The organism is Candidatus Margulisiibacteriota bacterium (assembly GCA_028706105.1).
GTDB lineage: Bacteria > Margulisbacteria > Riflemargulisbacteria > GWF2-35-9 > DYQY01 > DYQY01.
Map to the genome: position 1 here is coordinate 1 of JAQWCF010000098.1, position 5,672 is coordinate 5,672.

General features: G+C 30.3%; 4 protein-coding genes and 1 tRNA gene. All 5 read left to right on the forward strand.

The features are described 5' to 3' along the window. The first annotated feature begins 51 nt into the window (after positions 1-51). Positions 52-126 (forward strand) — tRNA-Val (locus PHF25_08480). A 353-nt stretch (positions 127-479) separates the two neighbouring features. Beyond that, complete coding sequence (locus PHF25_08485) at positions 480-677, forward strand: helix-turn-helix transcriptional regulator (GenBank protein ID MDD4528049.1); 198 nt, start codon at positions 480-482, stop codon at positions 675-677. After that, entirely contained in the window at positions 677-3,781 is a 3,105-nt protein-coding gene (locus PHF25_08490) for a DEAD/DEAH box helicase family protein (GenBank protein ID MDD4528050.1), read from the forward strand. The genes PHF25_08485 and PHF25_08490 overlap by 1 nt, the downstream gene beginning before the upstream one ends. 13 nt (positions 3,782-3,794) lie before the next feature. Next, entirely contained in the window at positions 3,795-5,456 is a 1,662-nt protein-coding gene (locus PHF25_08495; GenBank protein ID MDD4528051.1) for a class I SAM-dependent DNA methyltransferase, read from the forward strand. Next, the coding region (locus PHF25_08500) for a restriction endonuclease subunit S (protein ID MDD4528052.1) at positions 5,446-5,672 on the forward strand (227 nt) is incomplete at its 3' end. The genes PHF25_08495 and PHF25_08500, both read left to right, overlap by 11 nt.

Consider the following 5,672-nt stretch of genomic DNA (forward strand, 5'->3'; position numbering starts at 1 on the left):
TGAAACGAAAAAACGCTTATTAGGCCCAATTTACAGCCTAAAAGCTAAATTGGAGGCATAGCTCAGCGGGAGAGCACTTGCTTGACGTGCAAGGGGTCATGGGTTCAATCCCCTTTGCCTCCACCATATTGAATGCATAGGTTTGATACAAAAGTGTCAGGCCTTTTTTATTTGGAATAAAGGGCGAAAATCCCTATATTCCATTTACCACCAATTTATAGCAAGCATAGAAACGCAAGTTTATAATGAATTTTTAGTCGCTTTATACCTAAACATAACTACAATTTAACGATTACCCTACAATTTAACGATTACCCTACAATTTAACGATTACCCTACAATTTAACGATTACCCTACAATTTAACGATTTGAGACAAAATGGATATAAATATGGTATTAATAGACTAATTTATAGAAAATTTGATAAAAATGTGTTATAATATTGAGTAAGTATAAACGTTAATAATGGGAGGTAACTATGGATTACCAACGACTAGTTAAGGAATTAAGAGTGAAACTAATTTTATCTCAACAAGAATTTGCTGACTTGCTTAATGTTTCTTTTGCATCTATTAATAGATGGGAAACAGGGAAACATGAGCCAACGATCAAAATAAAGAGAAAAATTGTTGAACTTTGTAAAGCAAATAATATTGACCTGGAGGGTAAGGAATAATGTTACATTTTAATGAAGATACAAGAGTAAAATTTCCAGCAACCATTCAATTTTTAAGATTAGGATATGAATACCAAACATTAAAAGGTGCCAGGGTTGACTTTGAAACTAAAATTTTTATAGATAGATTTAAAACGGCTTTAGAAAAAATCAATAAGAGAGAAATTTTAGATGAAGAGTTGTTCGCACTAATAGCAGAAATTAACACTCTAATTAAGAATAATGACTTAGGTAAAGAGTTTTATAAAAGATTAGTTTCTTCTGAATATCCAATTAGATTAATGGATTTAGATGACTATAAAAACAACGATTTTGCAGTTGTTAATGAGCTACCATTTAGCGTGAAAGAAGGAACTGAAGAAGGTTCTTTTAGACCCGATATCAATATTTTAATTAATGGTATACCTTTAGCGTTCTTAGAAGTAAAACATCCTAATAACAGCGGTGGAATTCAAGTTGAATTTGAGAGAATGATTAATAAAAGATTAAAGAACGATGACTATAAAAAGTATTTTAATTTAATTCAACTTATTTCTTTCTCTAACAATATGGAATATGAAGATGCTGATGATGATATAGCTGATGAAGTTAAAGCTGGATCATTCTATACAACTCCAAATGGTCAAAACACTACATTCTCATTTTTTAGAGAAGATATAAAAGAATACCACTCTAACTACAAATTAAAAGAAATCGATGAAGATACAATTAAATATATAGTAAAAGACGGGGGATATAATCCAGACGAAACTCTTACACCAGAATTCGCTACTAATCTTTCGGATCTTACACCTTGTAATAGATTCATAACATCTCTATATGATAAAGAAAGATTTTTCTATATGCTACGTTATGGAATTATGTTCCTAACTGAAATTAAAAAAGTACGTAATGCTACTACAAACGTAGAAGAGGAAATTCCAATTAAACAAAAGCACATCATGAGATATCCTCAATTCTTCGCTACAAGATCAATCATCAAGAGATTTGGAGAGAAAGATAAAAACGGTATTATTTGGCATACTCAAGGTTCTGGTAAGACTGCACTTTCAGCATATTCAATCAGAGTCATCACTGATTACTTTGCTAAAAAGAATGTCAATACTAGGTTCTTTTTTGTAGTAGATAGACTTGATTTAATGACTCAAGCAACAACAGAATTTACAAATAGAGGTTTTGTAGTTACTAATGTTTCAAGTAAGACTGAATTTGCAAAAGAATTGAAAAAACCACTTGATGAAGATAATGACGGCATTGGGACTATTTGTGTAGTGAATATACATAAGTTAATGGAAGAATCAAAGATGCCAGTCATTGAGAATGTATACAATGTAAAAGTTCAAAGAATCTTCTTTGTTGATGAAGCGCATAGATCTTATAGTATTCATGGTGAATTTTTCAAGAATCTAATGACTTGTGATTCTAACGGTATTTACATAGCTATGACAGGTACACCTTTATTAACTAGGAAGGAACGTTCAAACTTAAAATTTGGCGATTACATTCATAAGTATTTCTACGATAAATCAATTGCTGACGGATATACATTAAGAATTAAAAAAGAACAAATAGATACTGCTGCAAAAGCTGAGATTAAAGAAAATCTTGATATTGAAAATCAAAACCTAGATAGCAAGGATGTTTATGAATCTGATGATTATATAGAAGGTGTTTCTAAATATATTGAGAGGGATTTCAGACAATTTAGACTAGTTAACACTGATAATACAATAGGTGGAATGATTGTCTGTCGTTCAAATGAGCAAGCAAGAAAAATCAATGAATGGTTTAAGAATAATAGTAAATTAACAAGTGGCCTTGTAATGTCTGATAGTGAAAATAATGCAGTTCAAAGTGCACTAAACAAACAACATCAAATCAACTTTAGAGAAAGTGGATACCCTGATATCTTAGTTGTTCATTATATGCTTACGACAGGATATGATGTGAAACGACTAAAGAAAATGTACTTGTTACGAGGACCAAAAGCACAAAGCTTACTTCAAACAATCTCTCGTGTTAACAGGCCATATAAGAGTCCTACAGGTAAAGTTTATCAATATGGCTATATAGTAGACTTTGTTGATATTGAAAAAGAATATAATAGCACACTAGATGCCTATGTAAAAGAACTTGAAGCTGACATGAACGTAGATGGTGATGATGAAGTATCTTTATCTGGTCTTGTTGTTGATAAGGAAGATATCAAGAAGAAATTTGATAAGTTGTCAGCCGAGTTAAAACAATTTATTACAGTAGATAATATTGAAATATTTGTGAATATGATGCAGTACTTCAACAAAGAAGCTTTATTAAAGATTAGAAAACTTTTAACTGGTGTGAAAGATTGCTCAGTTGAATTCAAACTTTCAAGAGCTGAGGAATATTCAAAACTAATTGATGATGATAAGGTCAATAAGTATTTAAAAACAGTTAACGATAGAATCTCATTTATTAATTTATCAAGCAAGGTTATTGATACACTTGATATCATGAATAATGAAGAGGTTATCAAAGTGGTGTATGAATTTATTAAAACAAAAATCACCATCCTTGATTTAGGTAAATTTATGCTGAAGGATTCTGATTTTGATAAAGTTAAAGATGTACTAACTGAACTCCAAAGGGAAGTTCAAAAGAATAAAAACAAAAAAGATATTAAAATTCAAAAACTAGAAGAACTACTTAAGAAGATTTTTGAAAAACTTCAAGTTTTCGACTATGCAACGATAGATGAACTATCAGATGAATTAAGAACAGCTCTTGAAGAGGCTAAAAGAATTAATGAAGAAAACGATAGATTATCTCAAGCCTATGGTGGAAGTTTTGCATTCGTCAAAACTTTAAGTGATGCTGTTTTAGAAACAAACATAGATAGATCAGATATTGAAAGTCTCTTAAAAGTGATCTACGATAATATTAAGGATACTATTTACGATGATGCATTAATTATTCAAGGTAAAAAAGGCTTCATTGATGCCACAAAAGCAAAGATAACTGTTCTTTTAATCAAAGAAAAATTATTCAAGAAAATTAAAGATTCTTATGATGAGATTCTTGAAATGTTATATGTAAACTTACTTCTTTATAAAGAAAGCATTTAGGAGGATTATAAATATGCAAAATTATGTAGAATTAGAGAAAAATATAAAATCCATTATTGATGACCTACAAGGTTTGTGTTCAACTAATGGATTATCCAATACTGCTTATGAAGAAGTTGTTGTTACTTCCGTATTCCTTTATAAGTTCTTAAATGATAAATTCATGGCTAACCTTAGAAAGTTTTGTAAAGACACTGGCTTAGAATATGAATCAGTAATTAAAAATGAAGATGATATGCTCGACGCATTCTATGCTTCATATCCACAAGATGTGGCTTTTAAATATGAAGATACAATAGATTATTTAGTTCAGCATATTAAAGACGATAATTTTTATAGTCAATTTGATAAAACATTAGTTAGAATATCAAACTACAAAGAAAACCAGTCATTTAGTGTAGAAACTGCTGGTGGTGAAAAGAAACCTTTGTTCACAGAAATTACGGATAAAGTAGAGTCGTCAAAAAGAAATGCTTTTGCAAGAAATATCTTCTCATATATCACAAGAGATAGATTTGATTTTGGTGAAACAATCGAAGGAAACTATGATTTCTTCAGTACTATTTTTGAATACTTAATCCAAAATTATAATGTTGCTAGTGGAACCTATGCCGAGTACTTTACACCTCAAGCTTTATCTAGTGCTATTGCTAAAATCTTAGTTCATATGTCACCTGTTGAAGACAAAATTTATGAAATATATGACCCTTCAGCTGGTTCAGGGTCACTAGTCCTACACTTGGCAAATGAGTTAGGCGATGGAAAATTTGGTAATAAAGCAAGAGTATATACACAAGATATTTCTCAAAAATCATCGAGATTTTTAAGAATCAATATGCTTTTAAATAGCCTAAAAGAATCATTAGAAAACATTATCGAAGGTGATACATTAGAAACTCCAGCTCACTATAGAATTAAAGGTGATGATACTTCAGGATTAAAGAAGTTTGATTTCATAACTTCAAATCCGCCTTTCAAAACAGACTTCTCATCTACAAGAGACAAAATTGAAACTAAGTGGGAAAAAACTACAAGATTCTTTGCAGGAGTACCTAAGATTCCAAATGCTAAAAAAGATTCAATGGCAATTTATCTTTGCTTTATTCAACATATCTTATATTCACTAAAAGATGGAGGAAAGGCTGCGATTGTTGTTCCTACCGGTTTTATTACTGCTCAAGCTGGGATTGAAAAGAAAATTAGACAACAAATTATTGATAACAAATGGCTTCGTGGTGTTATTTCTATGCCATCAAACATCTTTGCTAATACTGGTACAAATGTATCTGTTTTATTTATCGATAAATCAAACACAAATGGTGAAGTATTGTTAATGGATGCATCAAAACTAGGTGAAAAAGTTAAAGTTGGTAAAAACCAGAAAACAGTTCTTTCAAAAGGTGAATTAGATAGAATTGTTAATATGTTTATTGATCATAAAGTTGAGGACGATTTTTCTGTTTCAGTGACTTATGATCAAATAAAAGAAAAGAATTATTCGTTTAGTGCTGGTCAATTTTTTGATGTAAAAATAGAATATATAGAACTAACTCCAGAAGAATTTGAAGAAAAAATGAATGTATACAAAACCAACCTTGCTACTCTATTTTCTGAAGGAAAAAATCTAGAAGATGAAATAAAAGCTCAATTAGAGGATGTTAATTATGATAGTTAAATTTAGAGAAATTGCTGATTTTATAGCAGGACAATCTCCTGAATCAAAATACTATTCAGATAATGATGGGGTACCTTTTTTACAAGGGAATAGAACGTTCGGGGTGTTTTATCCAACTATAGACACTTATACAAGAAAAGTCACAAAAATGGCAAAAAAGGGTGATATTTTGATGAGTGTAAGAGCTCCAGTTGGAGATTTAAATTTTTCTAATCA

Bases quoted from the DNA above. Each gene is read 5' to 3' on its own strand.
- PHF25_08485 (MDD4528049.1), top strand. From the start codon at position 480: ATGGATTACCAACGACTAGTTAAGGAATTAAGAGTGAAACTAATTTTA.
- PHF25_08495 (MDD4528051.1), top strand. From the start codon at position 3,795: ATGCAAAATTATGTAGAATTAGAGAAAAATATAAAATCCATTATTGAT.
- PHF25_08490 (MDD4528050.1), top strand. From the start codon at position 677: ATGTTACATTTTAATGAAGATACAAGAGTAAAATTTCCAGCAACCATT.